Origin of the sequence: Algoriphagus yeomjeoni (genome assembly GCF_049821175.1) — a bacterium.
GTDB classification, from domain to species: Bacteria; Bacteroidota; Bacteroidia; order Cytophagales; family Cyclobacteriaceae; genus Algoriphagus; species Algoriphagus yeomjeoni_A.
This window is the reverse complement of record NZ_CP187512.1, coordinates 4,396,979-4,416,078: the sequence shown is the minus strand read 5'-3', so window position 1 is coordinate 4,416,078 and position 19,100 is coordinate 4,396,979. Positions and strand designations below refer to the sequence as shown.

Sequence of the window (19,100 nt, the reverse complement as noted above, 5' to 3'; positions counted from 1 at the left end):
ATTTTTATGAAATTGTCCAACCCCATAATAGGATTATCTCGATAGTATAAATAATTAAATAACTTATTATCAGATATTTATAATTAATTTATTAGCTTTTAAAAAAGACATCAACTAACTTAAGATTATACTTTTTATTAATCTTTTAAACTTATAAAAATGTCTTATTTAAACTCACCCCGATTAACTTTTTCGGGGCAATTCCAGGCTGACCCCTCTACGGTCAACAATGATCCCACACATTTCAACAATGAATCATTCCGACCTGAGTATCAACAATACACGGAAGGAAAGAACGCAAATGGCTGGTGGAATCCTGATGGTACAGGTAACTGGAGATTTCTAGGATGTACTGTGAAAAGCGTTACCTACTTGGATGGCACCAGCACGTTTCACCATGCAGATGACCCCATCATCGGAATGTCGATTATGGATTCTGACTCCAAGGTCTGTGGTAAAATAGTGGATCTAGACTCCCAACAGCAGGGTGTTTCTGCGCTTTGGGGATTAATTGTCAGACTAGTTTCGGGCGAAAAGGATCTATTTAAAGCCGACTATGAAGTTGCCGCATTTACCAACTTATGGTTTACCAGGTCGCTGGATCAGACCCACGATGGAGCGGCATCCGCCACTTACCAGTCTATTTTGAAAAACATAACTTGGGATATAGGAGAAAGTAATTCCAGGTATCTCAAAGAATTGTTTGGGTGCAGCCCTGATCAGCTTTCCATCCAGTTTACTGTGGATAGATACAATGGCGACCACACTTCCCCTCAATTCACCTTGGGAAGAATAGTGGGCTCAATTGGTCCGTCCACCACTTCTGAACCTAAGCATTTCACCGTTGGCAGGCAGTTTTTCCCTACTAATTCAAATATTAGCTGCTATGCCTCAGCTGTGCTGGACTCTCAAGTAAAATGCCTTACACTCGATCTCAGTAATTCCTTCCAGTTCGACGTAGATAAATCTACAGGTCATGTGGTTTTAGCCCAACATAATAAGCTAATTCTAGCTGTTGATAAAGGAGCTACGAATTATCCAGACTACGAATTTCTGGCAAACATTCCCTACCATGAGCCTGATTGGTACCTAGGCTCTTCTGGGGTTTGTAGCATTCCACTAAGTGAAATTCAATTTGAACTAGCAGAAAAATACCCTCTAGTTATAGTCACTCCAAGCAATCCCAACGATCCTGACTTAATCGCATCTACGAAACAATCAACTCCAGTTTTTCAAGAATTCAAAGAATACGTTTGTGCAGATTACCCCGTATTTTACCTGAACCCTGGAGAGTCATGCCAAGCTGAATTGTACGCTTCTTCACTAGGCAAACCTTTACCAAATCGATCGGTTTCATTTGCAAGAAACATCAATGCGTTGGGCCCAAACCCTCCAGTTATAGGTGTTCCGGTAGAAGCAATTGATTTCCCTGAAACCTTAACCACCGACGCTGAAGGAAAGCTAAGCTTACCTGTGAAAGCTGGCGATCCAGGCAATCCTAGATCCTATATAGATGGGCAGGTATACGGAATAGCCTATAATTTAAGCAACAACTATTTTTCCAATTGCAATCAGAATAACTTCATCAGCCTGCTGGTTTTTGACAGCGTGGAACAAACTAAGATCGACAATCCGACCTGGTCAGACTTACAGCCTACCATGCAGCAATACGCCAATCTCTATCCATTGATGTCAAAAGGGATTTTCAATCTGGCAGATCAAGAAGTAGTTGATAAAAATGCTGAGATATTAAAATTTGTCTTCGGAAAAGAGAAATCTGATCCAAACTACATGCCTGTGACGCGAGATCTCTCGAGGGATAAACAGCAAATGATTCTCAATTACCTGGATGGTATACTTAGCCAAACCGGAAAAAAGGATGAAATCACTTACAAAAAACTTTAATCCCTCCACTCATGATCTTACTTAAAAAAATAACTATCGACTCAATCGAGGACTTGAGAAATGCTGTACAAACAGCCATAGAACTCGAGCATTCAACTATCCCGCCATATTTGACTGCAAATTTCACGTTGCACAATACCGGAAATGATGAAATCTCCAATATCATAGGCTCCGTGGTCGGAGAGGAAATGCTACACCTTTCAATTGCCAGTAACTTACTGACAGCCATTGGTGGAAAGCCTTGCTTAAATAAACCTGATTTTATTCCTACCTATCCGGGGCCATTACCGGGTGGCGTTGATTCCGGGCTAACTGTTCCATTGGAGAAATTCTCGGTGGACTTGGTCAAAAATGTCTTTATGTCCATTGAAGAGCCAGAACACCCTATCTCTATCAAGGCATTAGCTAATTATGCTGGTAGTGAAGAACCGATGACTATAGGACAGTTTTATCAAAAAATTAAAGACAAATTAAAACGAATGGAAGAAGCTGCAGGTCCCGGGAAAACAATTTTTACTGGCAAAATTGAAGATCAAATGACTTTTGAGAAGTTCTTTCCAGCAAATCTGCTATTTCCTATCACAGATTTAGATTCAGCAATTAGAGGAATAGATATCATTGTAGATCAAGGTGAAGGTACTAGCACTGATCCTTTTGTCAATCCTGACGATTCTGAAATTGAAGAACCTGCACATTATTATCGGTTTCAGGAGATTGTCAAAGGCAAAAAACTGGTCAAAGATCCTAATGCAGAAAATGGCTACTCCTATTCGGGAGCGCCGGTTCCATTGGACAGTACCCATATTCCGAATATGTGGCCGAACCCAAAAATGTCAGATTATCCGACGAATTCCTTAGCGTTTGTGAACAGCAAGTTTTTCAACTATTCCTATACGTATTTGCTCAATAGCCTGCATCGTACATTCAATGGAGAACCTGAGCAAATTAATGAAGCAATGGGGTTGATGTTTTCACTTAGGCTATACGCCTTAACTCTTTTGAAAACTCCGGATCCTAATCACCCAGGATTTATGGCTGGACCTAGTTTTGAATTTGTGACTGGAGAAGATTTGTCCCCAGCTGAAAAAGCCAAACTGAAGCACTGAACTCAACTTCTATGACATTCAACTATGAACAGCAGGTCACCAAAATCTCAGTAAGTGATATGGTAAAGTCTCTTACGTTCTACAGAGACATCCTAGGCTATGAAGTAGAAGACAAGTATACAATTAACGCTGGTGGGTCTTATGAAAAAAACTCCTATATACAGATGAACCTAAATGTAGGTGAGGGACTAAAATCTACAATTGGGTTATTTGTTGATATAGAAAAGCCATTTGACCCGCCACCAGATAGTGGAACCGTCCCAAGCCTTATTGTATCAGACATTAAAAAGGGCCTGGAATATCTTCAGTGTAAAAATGTAGCGATAGATCCCGTTTCTGATGAGGAATTTATAATTGAAAACATATCAGACGAAGGCTACGTAGATCGGTTTTTCTTCTTTCGAGACCCAGACAACAATTCTCTGGTAATGAGACAAAATCTAAAAGAGAAGGAGAAATAAGTAAGCAATAATTCTATTCAAGTAGTTAAGGGAAGACGCTAATAAAGCCTCTTCCCTTTTTTGATTTCCACTGGTCAAGTTTACAATAATTTAAATTTCCATTTTTCATATCTTAGAAAAACCACTAACTCTAAACCCATACCCATGAGTGACCTGAAACTTTCTAACCAGAACAGGCTTGTTTCCCTAGATGTATTTCGAGGAATAACTATGTTCTTACTTGTAGCTGAAGCAGCATCAGTTTATCATACACTTTTGGAGGCTAATCCTGAAGGAGCATTCCTGCATCCTTTTTTCACACAATTCACCCATCATCCATGGCACGGGCTGCGATTTTGGGATTTGATCCAGCCATTTTTCATGTTTATTGTGGGAGTGGCCATGCCTTTTTCTTTGAATAAAAGAATGGTAATTGCCAGTGACCGGAGTAAAGTCACTCGCCACATTCTGAAGCGATGCTTGCTGTTATTTTTATTTGGAACTGGTCTCCATTGCGTCTACTCGGGTGAGTTGGTATTTGAGCTTTGGAATGTCTTGACTCAATTATCCTTTACTATTCTGGTCACTTATTTCATACTAGATAGGTCTTGGAAAGTACAGTTAGGCGTCTCTCTGGCTCTTCTTGCCTTGACGGAAATCATGTACAGAGTATATAATCCTGAGGTTCCCTATGAGCACGGTACCAACTTTGGGAATTACATGGATATGATTTTGATGGGCAAAATTAACAACGGAGGGTGGGTAGCGATTAATTGCATCCCAACTGCTGCACACACGATTTGGGGAGCTATCTGCGGGAATTTACTGCTTTCAAAAAGATCAGAAAAGGAAAAAATTAAAGCTCTGGCAATAGCTGGAGCACTTGCATTAGCAATTGGATATGGATTGGATCTAGCAGGAATTACACCGATTGTAAAGCGGATCAGTACCACCTCGTTTGCTTTTGCTTCCGGAGGTTGGGCGATGTTGGCATTAGTCTTCTGCTATTGGCTGGTAGATGTCAAAAAGATAAATTCATGGGTTTTCCCATTTGTTATTGTAGGCATGAATTCAATTTTCATTTATCTCTTTGCAGAGATTTTAGGACATAGCTGGTTGTTTGGATTCGTAGAGATTTTTAGCGGTGGGGTTCTAAACTCAATTGGAATTGGGGAGTCAGCAGTTGCTGTCATTACAGCTTTTCTGACATTAGGAGCAATGTGGTATCTATGCTATTTTCTATACAAAAAGAAGATCTTCTTTAAAATCTAAAAATCTTATTCAAAAAAAATGTGATCCAAAAACTGGATCACATTTTAATCTATATAGTAGCCTTATTTAGACTTTCAGAGTTCCTTCAATGGAATCATCCATTGTTTTCCCTGAAATAGCACTGATCAAAACCTTGATTCCAGCAACGGTATTTCCATGTTTGTTATCCCAATAATATCCGCTATCAGGCATAAATTGAATTACTGAGATTCTAGGGTCATCTTTTCCTTCGGTAAACCAAGCCTTGACAGTTGGGTCCCAAAGCTCTTCTATTTTTGCACGGTCATCGGTGATTACCGCGTGCCCATTAAGCTCAAGAAAGTCGGAGTAAGATGAACCTTGAAAATATAGTGTAACATCCGTATCTGCAGCAATCTCCATGTTTTTCATGCTATCCTTAGCACTTAAAAACCAGATATTACCTGCATCATCCGTTTTTTGAACAGACATAGGGCGGGATTTATGAGAATTATTAAGGCTGGTAGAAGTCACAAAAAAGCAAGATCCAGATTTATCGATCAGCTCTCTGATTTTCTCAACAGCTTCTGATCCCATCAAATCCTCCCTATTTTGTTCCTCTTGGTTTTCGTTAATCGAGTTCATGGTATAGTTGGTTTAGAATTTCAATTTGTAATCATTCATTATTACAATTGAAATAATGCAAACCCTCTGCCCAAAAGGTCTCTACAATTCTAAACAAATCAAAAACCAGCTTAAACGCCAAAGGAGACAGATATGAAAGATTATGCCTCATTTAAGAATAGAGAACCGCTCAGCTATTTTATAGCAATTATACCTCAATAGGGGAAAATGATTCCTAGGGTGGAATTAGCCAAATAGATCAGAACTTAAATATCTATCACCTCGATCACAGGTAATGCAAACAATAACCCCTTCTTTCAACGTTTTGGAAAGCTCAATAGCAGCATGCAATGCTCCTCCGCTACTCATGCCTGCAAGGATGCCTTCTTCTCTTGCCATTCTACGCGTCATTTCTGTAGCCTGTTGTTCGCTTACATCTATCACTTTATCTACGCGGCTAGGATCGAATATTTTCGGCAAAAATTCAGGTGACCATCTTCTGATTCCCGGAATACTAGAACCATCTGTAGGCTGCGTTCCTACAATCCGAATGTCAGGATTTCTTTCTTTCAGATATTTTGAAACTCCCATAATTGTCCCTGTGGTCCCCATCGCAGATACAAAATGAGTCACCTCGCCATCAGTCGCCTCCCATATTTCAGGGCCGGTAGTTTTGTAATGAGCTAGGTAATTATCAGGATTCCCAAATTGATCTAGCATGAAGTAACGTTCTTTGCTCATCTGCTCTGCAAGAGTTCGGGAATATTCAATTGTCTTTGCCGCAGGGGTCAAAATCACCTCAGCTCCGTAAGCCTCCATAGAAATTACTCGCTCTTTGGTTGAGTTATCAGGCATGATCAACGTCATCTCTAACCCAAGAACCTTGGCAACCATCGCGAGAGCAATTCCTGTGTTTCCACTAGTGGCTTCGACTAGCTTATCTCCGGCTTTAATATCGCCACGATCCATGGCACTTCTAAGCATATTATAAGCTGCACGATCTTTCACACTTCCTCCTGGATTTTGACCTTCCAGTTTACAAAATATCTTGACTTTAGGATTTACTGGAATATGATCTAGCTCTACAAGTGGGGTATTGCCTATAAGTTCAAATAGTTTCATGCGTTTAGTATTGATAGTAGTTTGCTCGCATGGAATTCGCTCGCTAAAATATTATTCTTTCCTAGAATAAATACTAGTGGCTCATTTCATCTTGATCATTTTTGAAAACGTACATATCTGTCACAGCAGAGTCTGCGTGGTACATTTGAGTTTGGTAATAAACTTTGCTTTTTGGGGCGACACTTTTCGTCAGCCAAACATTGCCACCTATTGTACTGCCTTTCCCAATAACCGTATTACCGCCAAGAATAGTCGCTCCCGAATAAATCACGACTTCATCTTCTATGGTCGGGTGCCTTTTGTTATCTGCATCCGCTTTATCTACGCTCAATGCTCCGAGAGTAACGCCTTGATAGATCTTCACGTGATTCCCAATGATAGTCGTCTCACCAATCACCACTCCGGTACCATGATCAATACAGAAATGCTTCCCAATGGTAGCACCTGGATGAATATCTATTCCCGTACGGCTATGCGCAAATTCCGTGATAATTCTTGGAATCAAATTGATACCTAAGCCCAGAAGAGAATGTGCAATTCTATAGGCTGCGATAGCATAGAAGCCTGGGTAGCTTCTAAGTATTTCTGTCCTTGACTTGGCGGCAGGATCACCAGCATACATGGCATCAACATCCTGATTTATCCAATCATAAATCTGTTCCAGATTATCAAAAAAGACCTTCGCTAGTTGTGAACCTTTGCCCTTATGTAAATGAGGGTTTCTCTCCAAAATAAAAGATAAATCATCCTGCAGAATAAGTAAAGCCGCTTCTATTTGTGACCTATCCACAATCTTTTCTACGGTATACTCCGGGAAAAGGAGCCCAAGCGTATCTTCAAAAAACTTCTGAATCACCTTTGGTGAAGGGCATTCAGAACAATCCTGATGAGCTTTGTGAAGTTTTGAAATAAAGGATTCCATTAAAAATGTATTAGGTGTATCTACAGCACAAAACCAACACGAATCACGTATGGTTCACCATAAGGCGAACGAAGATTATCATGCAATACATTGTAGAGGAATGTAAAGTTTGCACCTCCTCTTGGGCCAAACGGGGCAAAATAACCACCACCTAAGAAGAGTGCATTGGACCAAATCCGTTCAAATCGCTCTGAAAATCGATTATAATTATCGAAGTTGATAGATTCATATTCCGCGTGAAGGAAGATATTTGGAAAGATATTATATCGACTGAAAAGCCTGCCACCGTAGGAGGATGTTTCTCCACCTATGTAGCGTCTATCATTAAAATATTGATAGGTAATACCAACACCTGATGAAAACTTCGGGGTGATCATCACACCGACTAGAGGAGAAAAGTCAATTAAAGTGACGGTTCCAAATTGCATCCCGAAGTTCCCTCCATAATACAATCGATCTTTAAGCTGAATAGAATCACCTTCATAAATCTCACGCTGCGCAAATGTGGACGATTGAAAAAGGGCAAAAGCAAGAAAAAATAGGAGTAGGTATTTACTTTTTAACAATGACATAGAGATCTTCAGTGTTTTTTTTCATTAAGTACTTCTCACGGGCAAACTTCTCTAAGAGTTCTGGATTGCTCATCAATTCTTCTCTTTCTGCTTTTATTTTCTCTCTTCTCTCAAGATAAAACTCTTTTTGATCTTCCAACTGACCCAACTTAGAGCTCAACTTAACTTGGTTAACTACGTTGTTTGAGTCGATAAAAATCATCCATGCAATAAAAAAAACAAGTCCCAGAAAATAGAAGCTTTTGGTGTACTTAAGGTATTTGCTCATATGAAATGATTGTTATACAGTTTCAAGGTACAAAAATGGTGCAAAAAAAAGACAGCTTACCTAGGTAAGCTGTCTTAAAAGAATACTTTTTATAAAGTGCTGACTTAGAACTTGCCGTTGAAAACAGCTGAATCTCCTAATTGCTCTTCAATTCTAAGCAACTGGTTGTATTTAGCCATACGGTCAGATCTAGAAGCAGAACCAGTTTTGATCTGTCCACAGTTTAATGCTACCGCAAGATCGGCAATAGTAGAATCTTCAGTTTCACCTGATCTGTGTGACATTACTGCTGTAAAGCCTGCTTTGTGCGCAAGATTAACTGCATTGATGGTCTCAGTCAAGGTACCAATTTGGTTTACTTTGATCAAAATGGAGTTAGCAGACTTCTCTTCGATACCTCTCTGAAGGAATTTCACATTAGTAACAAAAAGATCGTCACCTACCAACTGAACTTTATCTCCGATTTTGGCAGTCAACATAGCCCAAGCTGCCCAATCTTCTTCAGCACATCCATCTTCAATAGAATCGATAGGATATTTTTCTGTCAAATCAGCCAAATAAGCTACTTGCTCTTCCCTGCTTCTAACGGTACCGGTAGCGCCTTCAAATTTGGTGTAATCATATTTACCGTCTACATAGAACTCAGATGCAGCGCAATCCAAAGCGATAGTTACATCAGCACCTGCTTTGTATCCAGCCTTCTCAATAGCATCCAAGATGCTTCCAAGCGCTTCTTCAGTTCCTCCAGAGAAGTTAGGAGCAAACCCACCTTCATCACCTACAGCAGTGCTTAGGCCTTTGTCATGAAGAATTTTCTTCAAGTTGTGGAAGATCTCAGTTCCCATTCTCATCGCTTCAGAGAAAGTTGGAGCACCAACTGGACGGATCATAAACTCCTGGAATGCGATAGGCGCATCAGAGTGAGATCCCCCGTTGATGATATTCATCATTGGTACAGGAAGTGTATTTGCATTCACACCACCTACATATCTATAAAGAGGCTGATTTGACTCCATAGCTGCAGCTTTAGCAACTGCCAAAGAAACACCTAGAATAGCGTTAGCGCCAAGATTACTTTTGTTTGGAGTGCCATCAAGCTCAATCATGATCTGATCGATCATATTTTGCTCGAACACATCAAAGCCTACCAATTCGGATGCAATGATGTCATTTACATTTGCAACTGCTTTAGTAACACCTTTGCCCATATATGCACCTTTATCTCCATCGCGAAGCTCTACTGCCTCATTGATACCCGTAGATGCACCGCTAGGTACAGCTGCACGGCCAAAAGCGCCATTTTCTGTGTAAACATCTACTTCTATGGTAGGGTTTCCTCTGGAATCGAGGATTTGTCTTGCATGAATTGATTGAATCAACGTCATAGTTTTAAAAGGTTTAATGGTATTAATTTTTATTGATTAAAGAAATAAAATCGTCAAACAAATAGCGGGAATCATGTGGTCCTGGAGATGATTCCGGGTGGTACTGTACAGAAAAAGCTGGTTTGTTTTTCAGACGGATTCCGGCAACCGTATTATCATTGAGGTGTACATGCGTGATTTCCACATCAGAATTTTTCTCAGTATCCTCACGGGTAATGTTGAAACCGTGGTTTTGAGAAGTTATCTCACTTTTCCCGGTTAAAATATTCTTAATAGGATGGTTTAACCCACGGTGACCATGGTGCATTTTGTAGGTAGAAATACCGCAAGCTTCAGCCAAAAGCTGGTGTCCCAAACATATTCCAAAAACAGGCTTCCCTGTCTCCAAAATATCCTTAGTAGTTTTCACCGCATATTCCATTACCGCAGGATCACCAGGACCATTTGACAGGAAATATGCGTTTGGAGCCCATTCTTCCATTTCTGAAAGAGTAGCTTTAGCAGGAAAAACCTTACAATAGACTCCACGATCAGCTAGGCTCCTTAGAATATTCTTTTTGATACCAAAATCCATGCAGGCTACTTTAATGGAAGAATTCTCATCCCCAAAGAAATAGGGATCCTGAGTAGAAACAGTAGAAGAAAGCTCAAGACCATCCATATTGGGTACCTTATCTAATTTTGCCTGAAGGCCTTCCAAATCATCTTCAAACTCAGAGCTGATTATTGCATTCATTGCGCCTTTGGAACGAAGATGTCTTACAAGTTGCCTTGTATCTATATCTGCTATCCCTGTGATACCGTTCTTCACCAAATAATCCTGTAAAGAACCAAATGCATCTAGGCGAGAATAAACGTCTGAAAAGGTGTTCACTACGATGCCTCCGATAGTAGGGTGGTCAGATTCCACCTCTTCATCTATCACACCATAGTTTCCTATGTGAGAAGTAGTGGTTACAATGATTTGCCCAGTGTAGGATGGATCTGTGTAGATTTCCTGATATCCTGTCATTCCGGTGTTGAAGCAAATCTCACCACCATTAGTTCCTGGGTTACCGATTAATGAACCGTGAAAGACCGTACCATCGGCCAAGAGTAAAGTTGCTTTTTGTTTGATCATTTTGCTAGATAATTGCCCAAAGTTAAATATTTATTGGGAAGGAAGATAAATGAAAAGGGTATAAAAAAAGGATTGAACAAATGTCCAATCCTTTCAATATCGTGGATCCACTGATCAACTTATTTGTTATCAGTTTCTTCTTCAGCGGAATCAGCAGAAGCTTCAGGGGCCTTAGGCTCCTCAGCGTCCTTTGCAGGAGCTTCTTCTACTGCTGTTGCAGCAGTTGCTTTTGTTTCCTCAGCGGCAGTAGACTTACCAGAACCTCTACGAGATCTTCTAGTAGTTTTCTTAGCAGGCTGAACATCTTTCAACATCAATTCGTTGAAGTCTACCAATTCGATGATACACATTTCTGCGTTATCACCCAATCTGAAACCAGTTTTAATAATTCTGGTGTATCCACCTGGACGAGTAGCTACTTTAGCGATTACTTCACCGAATAGTTCGATGATAGCTTCCTTATTTTTCAAATAAGCAAAAGCCATACGTCTATTATGCGTAGTATCTTCTTTAGCTCTTGTTACCAGTGGCTCCAAGTACTTCTTCAATTCTTTTGCCTTGGCAAGCGTGGTTGAGATACGCTTGTGAAGAATCAGCGAAGTTGCCATATTAGAAAGCATTGCTTTTCTATGAGCGGCCTTCCTTCCAAGGTGGTTAAATTTCTTACCGTGTCTCATTATTTTTTATTCTTCATCAAGTTTATACTTAGAAATATCCATTCCGAAGGTCAGGCTTTTTTCTTGAATAAGTTGCTCTAGCTCAGCTAAGGACTTCTTGCCAAAGTTTCTGAATTTCATCATATCAGAAATTTCAAGTTTGGCAAGATCACCTAAAGTCTTCACGTCAGCAGCTTTAAGACAGTTGAATGCTCGAACAGAAAGGTCAAGGTCACCCAAATTGGTCTTAAGAAGCTTTCTCATATGCAAGAATTCCTCGTCAATTGGCTCCGGCTCCGCAATACCTGTTGAATCAAGAACCATAGTCTGGTCAGAGAACAACATAAAGTGTTGGATAAGGATTTTGGCAGATTCCTGAAGGGCTTTCTCCGGGTGGATAGAGCCGTCAGTAGAAACTTCCATGATCAATTTTTCGAAGTCAGTCTTCTGTTCTACTCGCGTATTTTCTACACTGTATTTCACGTTCTTAATAGGCGTGAAAACAGCATCGATAGCGATAGTACCGAAGATTTGCTCTTTTGGTTTGGATTCTTCAGCTGGTAGATACCCTCTTCCTTTCTCCATCGTCAATTCGATCTCAAAGTTTTTAGTTTCGTCGATATGACAGATAACTAACTCTGGATTCAAGATTTCGAAGGAAGAAGTAAACTTAGCAATGTCACCTGCAGTGAAGACAGACTGATTCTTAATCTCAACTGTGATTTTTCCGTCAAATGCCTCATGCACTTTCTTAAATCTCACTTGCTTAAGGTTCAAAATAATATCTGTAACGTCTTCAACTACACCTTCGATGGTCGAAAACTCATGCACTACACCAGGTATTTTGATGGCAGTGATGGCATAACCTTCCAAGGAAGAAAGCAAAATTCTTCTCAGGGCGTTACCGATTGTAACTCCATAGCCTTTTTCGAGTGGTTTGAATGTGAATAAGCCATGAAAATCATCGGCTTTTTCCATTACCACTTTCTCGGGCATTTGAAATGCTAGTATGGACATATATCTCGTTCTTTTTTAAAAGCTGAAAATAGTAAAATATTACTTAGAGTAAAGTTCGACAATGAGTTGCTCCTTGATATTCTCAGGAATATCATCTCTGCCTGGAACACTGACGAATTTGCCGGTCAACGATGTGCCATCCCACTCTAACCAGGAATATTTATTAGCACCTCTACCTGCTAAGCTACTTGTGATTGCTTCTAGAGACTTAGATCTTTCTCTTACAGAAACTACATCACCTGGCTTAAGTGTAAACGAAGGAATGTTAACTACCTCACCGTTTACAAGCACATGCTTGTGAGAAACTAGTTGTCTAGCACCTCTTCTGGTAGGGGAAATTCCCATTCTATATACCGTGTTGTCCAATCTAGCTTCTAGAAGCTGAAGAAGGTTCTCTCCGGTGATTCCAGTTTTTCTGGAAGCAATATCAAACATCTTAGCGAATTGTCTCTCCAATACACCATAGATGTATTTTGCTTTTTGCTTCTCAGCAAGCTGGATTGCGTATTCAGACTGCTTTTTTCTTCTACCTCTTCCGTGCATGCCAGGAGGGTAGTTTTTCTTTGCAAGTGCTTTGCTATGTCCTTCTATAGCTTCGCCGAATTTTCTGGCAATCTTTGCTTTAGGACCTGTATATCTAGCCATTGTATTACAATTTTATGATTAAACTCTTCTACGCTTAGGAGGACGACAACCGTTGTGCGGCATTGGAGTCACATCGATGATCGTAGTCACATCCAATCCTACATTTTGCAATGTTCTGATCGCTGATTCACGACCAGATCCTGGACCTTTTACAAACACTTCGATTTTTCTCAAACCTAAGTCATATGCTACTTGTCCACAGTTTTGCGCCGCCATCTGAGCTGCGTAAGGAGTATTTTTCTTTGAACCTCTGAAACCCATTTTACCGGCAGAAGCCCAAGATATTACTTGACCTGCATTGTTGGTAAGAGAGATAATGATGTTGTTGAAGGATGCTCTGATGTGAGCTTGACCTACAGCTTCAACCTTTACTACTCTTTTTTTACCCTTTGCTTTATCGTTTCTTTTCTGAGCCATAATCTAAATCAGGTTTTATTTAGTTGCTTTCTTCTTGTTAGCAACTGTTTTTCTCTTACCCTTCCTTGTTCTGGCGTTGTTCTTGGTGTGCTGACCACGAACTGGAAGTCCTTTTCTGTGTCTCAAACCTCTGTAGCAACCAATATCTTGTAGTCGCTTGATGTTCAATTGGATCTCTGACTTTAATACACCTTCGGTTCTGAACTCTTCAGCGATAATGTTACGGATAGCAGTTGACTCATCGTCATCCCACTCACCTGCTTTTTTATCGAAAGAGATACCGGCCTTGGTCAGGATAGCTTTGGCTGCAGATCTACCTATTCCGAAGATATAGGTAAGACCGATTACGCCACGCTTATTGTCTGGTATGTCTACACCTGCAATTCTAGCCATAATTTAACCTTGTCTTTGTTTAAACTTAGGATTCTTCTTATTGATGACATACAAAACCCCTTTTCTACGGATTAGCTTGCAGTCAGCACTTCTTTTTTTGATGGATGTTTTTACTTTCATCTCAGTCTTATTTATATCGATATACAATTCTGCCTTTACTCAAATCATAGGGAGACAGTTCCAACTTTACTCGATCACCAGGAAGAATTTTAATATAATTCATCCTCATCTTACCAGATATATGGGCGATCAGCTGATGTCCATTCTCTAGTTCCACTTTGAACATCGCATTAGACAATGCCTCTTTGATCGTACCGTCTTGCTCTATTGATGTTTGCTTGGCCATATTAGAATTTAAAATTCTCTTCTATGTATTTATGAGAGGTTAACACCTCTGTTCTATCTTCAAATATCGCTACTGTGTGCTCATAATGTGCTGAAGGTTTTCTATCCGCAGTGCGTATAGTCCAACCATCACGCTCTTGGACAATATTTCGTGTTCCAAGATTTATCATGGGCTCAATTGCGATCACCATTCCGTCTTTCAGTAAAGGACCGCTACCTTTCTTTCCATAATTGGGAACTTCAGGACCTTCATGTAGATTTCTACCTAATCCATGTCCAACTAGCTCTCGGACTACAGTGTAGCCTTTCGCTTCGACAAACTTTTGGATGGCATTACCCACATCTCCTATTCGTTTCCCAAAGACAGCTTGCTCAATTCCAATGTAAAGTGAATCTTTGGTGGCTTTTAATAATGCTTTAACAGCAGGAGAGACCTCACCAATAGGGTACGTATAAGCGGAATCGCTATGAAAACCTTGGTGAAAGACTCCACAATCTACTGAGATTATATCGCCATCTTTCAATTCATATTCACTGGGAAAACCATGTACTACTACTTCATTCACAGAAATACATAGTGAAGCAGGAAATCCATTGTAGCCCTTGAATGAAGGTACTCCGTTATGATCCCTGATAAACTCCTCAGCAATTTTGTCTAGAAAAGAGGTCTTTACCCCTTCCTTGACATGTTTAGCTACTTCCCCGTGGGCTTTTGCTAGTATGTCGGCACTTTCTTTTATTAACTTAACTTCTTCCGAAGTCTTGTAATTGATCATCTTAGGCAACTTGGTAATTAGAAGGATTATTCTTCACATTACCGCTTTTCATCATGCCTTCGTAGTGTCTCATCAACAAGTAACTTTCTATTTGTCTCAAAGTATCCATGATCACACCTACCATAATCAGTAGAGATGTACCACCATAGAATTGAGCAAACTCACCACCAACTCCAGATATAATCGCAAGAGCTGGAAGTATAGCTACTGCAGCTAAGAGAATAGATCCCGGAAGAGTAATCTTGGAAATAATTCCGTCGATGAATTCCGATGTAGGAGCGCCTGGCTTAATACCTGGAACAAATCCTCCATTTCTCTTCATGTCTTCCGCGATCTGCTCAGGATTAACTGTAATAGCAGTGTAGAAGAAAGTGAAAAGAATGATCATTGCTGCAAAAAGCAGATTGTATTGCCAAGAAGTGAAATCACTGAACGTAGCTCCAATGTAGTTTGCGATGTCGTTCTCTGAAGCCCAGATCTGAGCGATCAAAGCAGGTACGAACATCAAGGATTGAGCAAAGATAATTGGCATAACGCCAGACGCATTGACCTTGATAGGTATATACTGTCGTTGTCCACCATAAACTTTACCACCCACTACTTGCTTAGCATATTGTACAGGAATTCTTCTTGTCGCTTCAGTCAAGGCAATAACCCCAACTACCACGAAGAACAATACAGCGGCTTCAATAAGAAGAAGCAACATACCTGATGTACCTTTCTCTAGTCCTTCAGCAATAATAGCTCCTGGGAATCTAGAGATGATACCAATCATGATTAGCATAGAGATACCGTTACCAATGCCCTTCTCAGTGATTTTCTCTCCAAGCCACATACAGAACATGGTACCGGCAGAAAGTAAAACCAACGAGCTAAACATAAATAAAGTAGAGCTAACCATCACTGCTCCTGTAGGCATAATAGTAGCGGAAACATAGCCGATACCTTGCGCAATAGTGATCAGGATAGTCAAAACTCGAGTGATCTGGTTGATTCTTTTTCTTCCAGACTCACCCTCTTTTTGCATTTTCTGAAAATATGGTACTCCGACAGTCAATAACTGCAACACGATGGAAGCAGATATATATGGCATGATGCCTAGACCGAAGATAGATGCGTTACTGAACGCTCCACCCAGGAAGGTATCGATCAATCCAAAGATTCCTTCGGGCGCATCTCCTAAACGAGAAGGATCAACACCAGGCAGAACTATGAACGACCCTAATCTGAATATGATCAGAAATCCGATCGTATTCATGATTCTAACTCTAAGGTCTTCGATAGAGAAAATGTTCTTAACTGTCGAAATAAACTTTTTCATTAATTTAAATTGTGTTTACCGTTCCACCCAACTTCTCAATAGCTGCTGCTGCAGTTGCTGAGAATTTATGAGCAGTTACGTCTAATTTGGATTTCAATTCACCTCCACCGAGGATTTTGATTTTGTCATTCTTAGAAGCAATACCATGAGAAACCAACGCTTCCATGTTTACTACTTCAAGATTGTATTGCTCAGCAATGCTTTGCAATGTATCCAAATTTACTGGTTTGAACTCTACTCTATTCAAGCTTTTGAATCCAAATTTAGGAACTCTTCTTTGAAGAGGCATTTGACCACCTTCAAAACCTAACTTAGACTTGTAGCCTGATCTAGATTTCGCTCCTTTATGACCTCTTGTAGAAGTTCCACCTCTACCTGAACCTGTACCTCTACCAATTCTCTTACGATTTTTGGTAGATCCTTCAGCTGGTGTTAATGTATGCAGTTTCATAATTAAGCTTCCTCCACTTTTACAAGGTGATTAACTTTATTTACCATACCGGCAATCTGAGGCGTATTCTCTACGGTCACTGATTTGCTGATACGACCTAGACCCAAAGCAGTGATAGTTGCTTTTTGATCTTTTGGTCTATCAATGGTACTTTTGGTTTGCGTGATTTTGATCTTAGCCATTTCGATTATCCGTTAAAAACTTTAGACATTTTAATGCTTCTCTGTTGTGAAACAGCAATCGCATCTCTTAGCTGAGTCAAAGCTTCAATAGTAGCTTTTACCACGTTGTGAGGGTTAGATGATCCTTTGGATTTAGCCAATACGTCTGTAACGCCAGCACTCTCCAAAACCGCACGCATTGCACCACCTGCGATAACGCCTGTACCTGCTGCTGCTGGCTTGATCAACACAAAACCTCCACCATATTTACCAATCTGCTCATGAGGGATAGTACCTTTCAAAATTGGCACTTTCACCAAATTCTTCTTTGCATCTTCGATACCTTTAGTGATTGCATCTGTTACTTCGTTGGCTTTACCCAATCCATAACCTACAACACCTTGGCCATCTCCTACTACAACAATTGCTGAAAAAGAGAATCTTCTACCGCCCTTTACCACTTTGGCAACACGGTTGATTGCTACTACTTTTTCTTTTAAATCTGTATCTGTAGCCCTGATAGGCTTTCTTCTTAGTTGAGACATAGCTTATTAAAATTTAAGGCCTCCTTCTCTGGCACCATCTGCCAAAGCTTTCACATTCCCATGATACAAGTAGCCATTTCTGTCAAATACTACGGAATCTACTCCGTTTGCAACAGCTCTTTCAGCAAGTTTTTTACCTACTTCTTTGGAAACTGATACATTAGCGTTAGCCTTTGCTCCCAATTCTTTGGAAGAAGCCTGTGCCACAGTCTGACCCTTAAGGTCATCGATAAGCTGAGCGTAGATGCCAGTATTGCTTTTGAAAACTGACAAACGAGGTCTGGAATCAGTACCAGAAATCTTTCTTCTGATACCCTGCTTGATTCTAAGTCTTCTGGAATTCTTATTAAATGCCATAACCTATTATTTTTTAGCGGCAGTTTTACCAGCCTTACGTCTAACTTGTTCACCTACGAAGCGCACACCTTTTCCTTTGTAAGGCTCAACCTTACGCAGTGATCTGATTTTTGCAGCTACTTGTCCAATCAATTCTTTATCTATCGATTCTAAGGTAATGATTGGATTCTTACCTTTTGCAGTCTCAGCTTTAAGAGCTACCTCATCAGGAAGCATCATAAAGATATTGTGAGAGTAACCAAGATTCAATTCAAGAATCTGTCCTTGGTTAGACGCTTTAAAACCTACACCTACAAGCTCCAAATCTTTCTTATATCCTTCAGAAACACCAATCACCATATTGTTGATTAGCGATCTGTAAAGACCGTGAATAGACTTGTGCCTCTTGGAATCAGTAGGTCTAGTAACAACGATCTCGTTGTCTTCAACTTTCACTGTGATATCAGGATTCACATCCTGCACCAGTGTACCTTTTGGACCTTTAACAGTCACAGTACCTTTGTCTGTGACGTCTACAGTAACACCGCCAGGTATATTTATTGGTTTTTTACCTATTCTAGACATGATAGTAAATTAGTATACGTAGCAAAGAACTTCTCCACCTACACCCTCAGTACGGGCTTCTTTGTCAGTCATTACACCTTTAGAGGTGGAAACGATTGCTATACCAAGACCATTGATTACTCTTGGAAGCTCCGTATGTTTCACATATTTTCTCAAACCTGGCGTACTAACTCTCTTCAAGCTTACAATAGCGTTTTGCTTAGTGACAGGATTGAATTTCAGAGCAATTTTGATGGATCCCTGAGGACCGTTTTCTTCAAACTTGTAATTCTGAATATATCCTTTCTCGTGCAATACTTTTGTAATCTCTTTCTTGATGTTAGAAGCAGGGATTTCTACGATTCGGTGAGATGCCTTGATGGCGTTTCTCAACCTAGTCAGATAATCAGCTATTGGATCAGTCATTGTGTTTTATAGTCTAGCTACACCCGTTTTGGGCGTGCAAAGTTACGAATTGATTTTTATAATAAAAACTACTGTCGTTATTTTACCAGCTGGACTTTGTCACTCCAGGGATCTTGCCTGCTGAGGCCATTTCTCTGAAGGTTACCCTGTTGATACCGAACTTTCTCATGTAGCCCTTAGGACGACCAGTTAGTTTACATCTGTTGTGAAGTCTAACTGGAGACGCGTTCTTTGGCAATTTGTCAAGTGCTTCATAATCGCCAGCAGCTTTAAGCGCGGCTCTTTTATCTGCATACTTGGCTACCAGACGCTCTCTTTTTCTCTCACGAGCTTTGATTGACTCTTTTGCCATG

Annotated in this window: 27 protein-coding genes; 4 read left to right on the top strand and 23 right to left on the bottom strand. The window is 40.2% G+C overall.

The genetic code is table 11. The features are described 5' to 3' along the window. The first annotated feature begins 159 nt into the window (after nucleotides 1–159). The 4 genes from ACPUEN_RS18205 (at nucleotide 160) to ACPUEN_RS18190 (ending at nucleotide 4,723) form a co-directional block, all read left to right on the top strand. Nucleotides 160–1,905, top strand: a complete 1,746-nt coding sequence (locus ACPUEN_RS18205; protein WP_425637352.1) for a hypothetical protein — start codon at nucleotides 160–162, stop codon at nucleotides 1,903–1,905. A gap of 11 nt (nucleotides 1,906–1,916) precedes the next feature. Next, entirely contained in the window at nucleotides 1,917–3,011 is a 1,095-nt protein-coding gene (locus ACPUEN_RS18200) for a ferritin-like domain-containing protein (protein WP_425637351.1), read from the top strand. An 11-nt stretch (nucleotides 3,012–3,022) separates the two neighbouring features. Further along, nucleotides 3,023–3,472: a VOC family protein gene (locus ACPUEN_RS18195; RefSeq protein WP_425637350.1), complete on the top strand. Its 450-nt coding sequence runs from the start codon at nucleotides 3,023–3,025 to the stop codon at nucleotides 3,470–3,472. A 144-nt stretch (nucleotides 3,473–3,616) separates the two neighbouring features. Then, the gene (locus ACPUEN_RS18190) at nucleotides 3,617–4,723 is read left to right on the top strand and encodes an acyltransferase family protein (RefSeq protein ID WP_425637349.1); all 1,107 of its coding nucleotides are present in this window, start codon (nucleotides 3,617–3,619) and stop codon (nucleotides 4,721–4,723) included. Nucleotides 4,724–4,789: 66 nt separating this feature from the next. Here ACPUEN_RS18190 and ACPUEN_RS18185 read toward each other — a convergent pair whose 3' ends face one another. The 23 genes from ACPUEN_RS18185 to rpsN form a co-directional block, all read right to left on the bottom strand. Further along, nucleotides 4,790–5,326, bottom strand: coding sequence for a pyridoxamine 5'-phosphate oxidase family protein (locus ACPUEN_RS18185; protein ID WP_425637348.1), 537 nt, complete (start codon nucleotides 5,324–5,326; stop codon nucleotides 4,790–4,792). Nucleotides 5,327–5,551: 225 nt separating this feature from the next. Continuing rightward, on the bottom strand, nucleotides 5,552–6,427 hold the full coding sequence (gene cysM / locus ACPUEN_RS18180; RefSeq protein ID WP_425637347.1) for a cysteine synthase CysM: 876 nt from the start codon (nucleotides 6,425–6,427) through the stop codon (nucleotides 5,552–5,554). A gap of 73 nt (nucleotides 6,428–6,500) precedes the next feature. Further along, on the bottom strand, nucleotides 6,501–7,349 hold the full coding sequence (locus ACPUEN_RS18175) for a serine O-acetyltransferase (protein ID WP_425637346.1): 849 nt from the start codon (nucleotides 7,347–7,349) through the stop codon (nucleotides 6,501–6,503). Nucleotides 7,350–7,369: 20 nt separating this feature from the next. Beyond that, a complete protein-coding gene (locus ACPUEN_RS18170; RefSeq protein WP_425637345.1) occupies nucleotides 7,370–7,921 on the bottom strand; it encodes a hypothetical protein in 552 nt (183 codons plus the stop codon). Next, nucleotides 7,902–8,189 carry an FtsB family cell division protein gene (locus tag ACPUEN_RS18165; protein ID WP_425637344.1) on the bottom strand — a complete coding sequence of 96 codons (288 nt, stop codon included), beginning with the start codon at nucleotides 8,187–8,189 and terminating at the stop codon, nucleotides 7,902–7,904. Before ACPUEN_RS18165 ends, ACPUEN_RS18170 begins: the two co-directional genes overlap by 20 nt. A gap of 104 nt (nucleotides 8,190–8,293) precedes the next feature. Further along, on the bottom strand, nucleotides 8,294–9,574 hold the full coding sequence (eno, locus tag ACPUEN_RS18160; protein ID WP_425637343.1) for a phosphopyruvate hydratase: 1,281 nt from the start codon (nucleotides 9,572–9,574) through the stop codon (nucleotides 8,294–8,296). A gap of 22 nt (nucleotides 9,575–9,596) precedes the next feature. After that, the gene (gene carA / locus ACPUEN_RS18155) at nucleotides 9,597–10,694 is read right to left on the bottom strand and encodes a glutamine-hydrolyzing carbamoyl-phosphate synthase small subunit (RefSeq protein ID WP_425637342.1); all 1,098 of its coding nucleotides are present in this window, start codon (nucleotides 10,692–10,694) and stop codon (nucleotides 9,597–9,599) included. Nucleotides 10,695–10,813: 119 nt separating this feature from the next. Continuing rightward, nucleotides 10,814–11,371, bottom strand: coding sequence for a 50S ribosomal protein L17 (gene rplQ, locus ACPUEN_RS18150; protein WP_425637341.1), 558 nt, complete (start codon nucleotides 11,369–11,371; stop codon nucleotides 10,814–10,816). A gap of 6 nt (nucleotides 11,372–11,377) precedes the next feature. Beyond that, on the bottom strand, nucleotides 11,378–12,367 hold the full coding sequence (locus tag ACPUEN_RS18145; RefSeq protein ID WP_111611464.1) for a DNA-directed RNA polymerase subunit alpha: 990 nt from the start codon (nucleotides 12,365–12,367) through the stop codon (nucleotides 11,378–11,380). A 39-nt stretch (nucleotides 12,368–12,406) separates the two neighbouring features. Then, nucleotides 12,407–13,012: a 30S ribosomal protein S4 gene (rpsD, locus tag ACPUEN_RS18140; RefSeq protein ID WP_111611463.1), complete on the bottom strand. Its 606-nt coding sequence runs from the start codon at nucleotides 13,010–13,012 to the stop codon at nucleotides 12,407–12,409. An 18-nt stretch (nucleotides 13,013–13,030) separates the two neighbouring features. After that, a complete protein-coding gene (gene rpsK / locus ACPUEN_RS18135) occupies nucleotides 13,031–13,429 on the bottom strand; it encodes a 30S ribosomal protein S11 (RefSeq protein WP_057939435.1) in 399 nt (132 codons plus the stop codon). A 15-nt stretch (nucleotides 13,430–13,444) separates the two neighbouring features. Beyond that, nucleotides 13,445–13,822 carry a 30S ribosomal protein S13 gene (gene rpsM / locus ACPUEN_RS18130; protein WP_091692107.1) on the bottom strand — a complete coding sequence of 126 codons (378 nt, stop codon included), beginning with the start codon at nucleotides 13,820–13,822 and terminating at the stop codon, nucleotides 13,445–13,447. 3 nt (nucleotides 13,823–13,825) lie between these two features. After that, nucleotides 13,826–13,942, bottom strand: a complete 117-nt coding sequence (gene rpmJ / locus ACPUEN_RS18125; RefSeq protein WP_082632371.1) for a 50S ribosomal protein L36 — start codon at nucleotides 13,940–13,942, stop codon at nucleotides 13,826–13,828. Nucleotides 13,943–13,949: 7 nt separating this feature from the next. Then, complete coding sequence (gene infA / locus ACPUEN_RS18120; RefSeq protein ID WP_057939437.1) at nucleotides 13,950–14,168, bottom strand: translation initiation factor IF-1; 219 nt, start codon at nucleotides 14,166–14,168, stop codon at nucleotides 13,950–13,952. Between the two features lies 1 nt (nucleotide 14,169). After that, a complete protein-coding gene (map, locus tag ACPUEN_RS18115) occupies nucleotides 14,170–14,943 on the bottom strand; it encodes a type I methionyl aminopeptidase (RefSeq protein WP_425637340.1) in 774 nt (257 codons plus the stop codon). Nucleotide 14,944: 1 nt separating this feature from the next. Further along, nucleotides 14,945–16,264, bottom strand: coding sequence for a preprotein translocase subunit SecY (gene secY, locus ACPUEN_RS18110; RefSeq protein ID WP_111611461.1), 1,320 nt, complete (start codon nucleotides 16,262–16,264; stop codon nucleotides 14,945–14,947). Between the two features lie 4 nt (nucleotides 16,265–16,268). Continuing rightward, nucleotides 16,269–16,715, bottom strand: coding sequence for a 50S ribosomal protein L15 (gene rplO / locus ACPUEN_RS18105; protein ID WP_111611460.1), 447 nt, complete (start codon nucleotides 16,713–16,715; stop codon nucleotides 16,269–16,271). A gap of 2 nt (nucleotides 16,716–16,717) precedes the next feature. Next, nucleotides 16,718–16,897 carry a 50S ribosomal protein L30 gene (rpmD, locus tag ACPUEN_RS18100; protein WP_057939441.1) on the bottom strand — a complete coding sequence of 60 codons (180 nt, stop codon included), beginning with the start codon at nucleotides 16,895–16,897 and terminating at the stop codon, nucleotides 16,718–16,720. 5 nt (nucleotides 16,898–16,902) lie between these two features. Beyond that, nucleotides 16,903–17,421: a 30S ribosomal protein S5 gene (gene rpsE / locus ACPUEN_RS18095; protein ID WP_111611459.1), complete on the bottom strand. Its 519-nt coding sequence runs from the start codon at nucleotides 17,419–17,421 to the stop codon at nucleotides 16,903–16,905. A gap of 6 nt (nucleotides 17,422–17,427) precedes the next feature. After that, a complete protein-coding gene (rplR, locus tag ACPUEN_RS18090; protein ID WP_111611458.1) occupies nucleotides 17,428–17,778 on the bottom strand; it encodes a 50S ribosomal protein L18 in 351 nt (116 codons plus the stop codon). A 6-nt stretch (nucleotides 17,779–17,784) separates the two neighbouring features. Then, nucleotides 17,785–18,342, bottom strand: coding sequence for a 50S ribosomal protein L6 (rplF, locus tag ACPUEN_RS18085; protein ID WP_111611457.1), 558 nt, complete (start codon nucleotides 18,340–18,342; stop codon nucleotides 17,785–17,787). 9 nt (nucleotides 18,343–18,351) lie between these two features. Then, nucleotides 18,352–18,747, bottom strand: coding sequence for a 30S ribosomal protein S8 (gene rpsH / locus ACPUEN_RS18080; RefSeq protein WP_092894627.1), 396 nt, complete (start codon nucleotides 18,745–18,747; stop codon nucleotides 18,352–18,354). Between the two features lie 82 nt (nucleotides 18,748–18,829). Next, entirely contained in the window at nucleotides 18,830–19,099 is a 270-nt protein-coding gene (gene rpsN, locus ACPUEN_RS18075) for a 30S ribosomal protein S14 (protein WP_086539683.1), read from the bottom strand. Nucleotide 19,100: the final 1 nt, after the last annotated feature.